The 3,042-nt window shown below is 39.6% G+C and carries 3 protein-coding genes; 2 read left to right on the top strand and 1 reads right to left on the bottom strand.

Annotated elements, in window-relative coordinates; genetic code table 11:
• Nucleotides 1-113 precede the first annotated feature (113 nt).
• Both BCT81_RS05020 and BCT81_RS05015 read left to right on the top strand, forming a co-directional pair.
• Nucleotides 114-710: an outer membrane beta-barrel protein gene (locus tag BCT81_RS05020; RefSeq protein ID WP_102423418.1), complete on the top strand. Its 597-nt coding sequence runs from the start codon at nt 114-116 to the stop codon at nt 708-710.
• 315 nt (nt 711-1,025) lie between these two features.
• The gene (locus BCT81_RS05015) at nt 1,026-1,628 is read left to right on the top strand and encodes a DUF2971 domain-containing protein (RefSeq protein ID WP_004742299.1); all 603 of its coding nucleotides are present in this window, start codon (nt 1,026-1,028) and stop codon (nt 1,626-1,628) included.
• Between the two features lie 92 nt (nt 1,629-1,720).
• Here the strand turns inward: BCT81_RS05015 and BCT81_RS05010 are convergent, their stop codons facing one another.
• A complete protein-coding gene (locus BCT81_RS05010) occupies nt 1,721-2,941 on the bottom strand; it encodes a hypothetical protein (protein WP_102423417.1) in 1,221 nt (406 codons plus the stop codon).
• Nucleotides 2,942-3,042: the final 101 nt, after the last annotated feature.

Genomic DNA, 3,042 nt, shown 5'->3' with positions numbered 1-3,042 from the left:
ATTATTACAAGCTTTTAAAATCAGATATTTAGACAGGTTTCGTATTAACTAATACGTCTTTTGTTTGATAGCATGTTCGGGAAATCAATAACTTACTATATAAAAGGTTTTATATGAAAAGCAGTATGGTCGCCCTATCACTATTCTCTATTTTGGCAATGAACTCGTATGCGCTTGCTAGTGACAAAGAGAACTCAAAAGAGCTTGGCCAGTTTTATGTTGGTGCTGATATCGGCTTGTATAATGAAACCGAATCAGAATATCTTGGTCGTTCAATTGAAGATTCGTCAGACCTATCTGACCTCAGCTATAACCTAGTTGGAGGCTTCGAATTCAATACACATGACGTTGTTAAATTGGGGCTGGAAGCCGAATATCGCAGACTTGGCAAAGTGACTTATAACGAGATAATGGATATCGAAGGTCAGGCTTTCTTCGTCAACGTAAAGCCGAAATTCATTGTTGAAGGTGACGTATTAGATTTGTACGTGTCCCTGTTGGCTGGTGTCGGATCTATGGATATGGAGGTCAAAGCTTTGGGGGCATCGGCGTCTAAATCTGAAGCAGCATACCAAGTTGGTGCTGAACTTGGTGCAATAGTTTCAGATAATATCGACATTCACCTTGGTTACCGAAATGCACGCGTTGAGATCGATAGTGTCGATATTTCATCGCAAACCGCTTACGTTGGAGCTCGCTACAAGTTTTAATCCCTTTGAATAAGCGTTATTAGCCCATTTGAGTAAAGCCTGCTCTTCAAAACAGGCTTTACTTACCGGTTAAAGCTGACTTAATAAACCAAAACGTTACGTTGTATCTTATTCAACATGGACCTAGAAATCTTAAGGGCCGATGTATGGCAAAATAAACCACCTAAAAAGGCCACTATTTCGTGTTTAAATTTTGATCTATCAAACAGTTATAATTAAAAATAAGGTGATTAAGCAATCAAATGCTGTGCATTCGGAGTTGCATTACCTATTAAAGTGTTAACATCAGAAAATGTTGTAAACTAGGTGTTTGATATGTTGCCTAAACTTTATAAGTTCAGATCGCTCCATGATAGAAATATACAATCTATATCCGAGTGTTCGTTGTGGTTTGATTACGCTAAATCCTTTAACAACCCTTTTGATTCTAACCACATCTTCAGCCAATGCCTTCAAAATGATTTTAAGGTGATGTGTTTCTCGCAGTCCAGCGACCACCCAATACTGTGGTCTCAGTATGGTGATAACTTCAAAGGTATGTGTATTGAATATGACCTTAACTTTTATGAGGGTGACGCAAACCTAAACTGCTTCGAGGTCCAATATGAAGACCACCCAAACAATATCTGTTTACCCTTGTTAGAGAATTTACCGCCATTACGCTTAGGTACCGAACTCTTTAAAGTGAAGCATTCTAATTGGCGCTATGAACGAGAATATCGCTGGGTACTACCTAACGAGGAGCTCGTAGGCAATAAGCTGTTTCTTAACAAGCAATGTCTGACTTCAGTCATTCTCTCTGAACACGCACCAGCCGATAGAAAGCTTAAACTGTTAATGACATGCCAACGCTTAGGTATTCCAGTCAAACAAGCAATAGCCAAACAGGACTCATTCACCTTTGAGGTCGTTTGCTAAGACCTTCCGATGATAACTACTCGGATTGTCATTACACAAAAGTGACAGTGCAACTAAAATAAAAAGAGCCACATCAATTGTGGCTCTTTTCATTACATCTTATCGGTGATTTTACCTGGTACCCTATTCTGCATTTGCTCAATTGTCGTTGCTGACATTTGAACATTCGAGAACCAATAAGGTCTGTGCTTAATATTAAAGAAATCACTGTTGCTCAGTGCTTCAAAAATTGAGAACTTTCTTCCTTGAGCCAGCGCTGCTCCGTAGAGGGTTCTTTCTAACACTGGAACATCGTTCACTTCCTCTAATAGCGCTCTCTTTATAAACTGGTTGCCAGGACTCCAATCAATGAATTCAACAAGCTTCTGAAGCAGTTTCAACTCAAGTTGCTCTACCATAGACTCAAGAAACTGAGTATTTGGAATGACTTCAGCACAAGCGTAATATTCTTCATGCCTGTCACTGGCATCTCGATAACCGAGCATAGTTTTCACCAAGGCATCTTCGAAAGTTGAAGAAAAGTGATTACAAATCAAGAATAAAGGTAACACTCTCAAAACGCCAAGAAGGATGCCAACGTTCGGATCTTTAACGGACGTTTCTTGTAGTCTTATACGCGTAGCATTCGAAGTCACCACCAAGTGTTGCCAAACCTTTGGCACAATATGCTTGATATTGCCGTCGTTCCACTTGATCAACTGTTGGCTCATCAATAATGGAAACAACAACCGACAGTTTTCTATACCGATTTGCCTTGCTGCAACTTTAGGATCGAGTATGATTTTCGATTTCTTGCCGTACTTCTCTGTAAACTCACGATTGGAAACAAACTCAACAAGACTAGAACTAAGTCCCCGACTCTCCGATGAAATTTTGTGTAACTTGGAAAAGTTTAAAGATGGAGAATACGCGACACTCGCAAACTGATTGTAATCTGGCAGCTGTGTGAACAGAGAGCTTATCAGTGTACCTTGAAGCTTCTCTAACATGAGCGCTGAAGCCGCGTCACTCACATCGTCAATAACGTAACGCAGTGTTTGTTGTTTAGCCGCTACCTTCTCACGTTTAGCATTAACTCTATCTTGTTCACAACGCAAAAGAATACGTTGGTTATGTGAGATTCGGTCTGCCTCATTAAAGATGACGCTCTCGCAGTATCTATTTTCTAAGCTAAGTAGCGTATCGACCGTGGACTGGTTAAGTTTATACTTTTCAGATATCAACCACTTAGTAAAACGAGTCTCAACGTTAATTGAAACTTTTCTAGAGATCTCTATGACTTCTGGGGTGTAATTTTTATTTGCTAGCAACAACCGAGACTTTCCTTTGCCCTAATCTTCTTTTTGGCAGCATATGCCTACTTTATAAGTGAGCTAAATATTAATAGAAATTAGAGATTGGTTCACGAAATTGT

This window comes from Vibrio sp. 10N.261.52.A1 (assembly GCF_002876325.1).
Classification (GTDB): Bacteria; Pseudomonadota; Gammaproteobacteria; order Enterobacterales; family Vibrionaceae; genus Vibrio; species Vibrio chagasii.
This window is presented reverse-complemented; position numbering and strand designations above follow the sequence as displayed.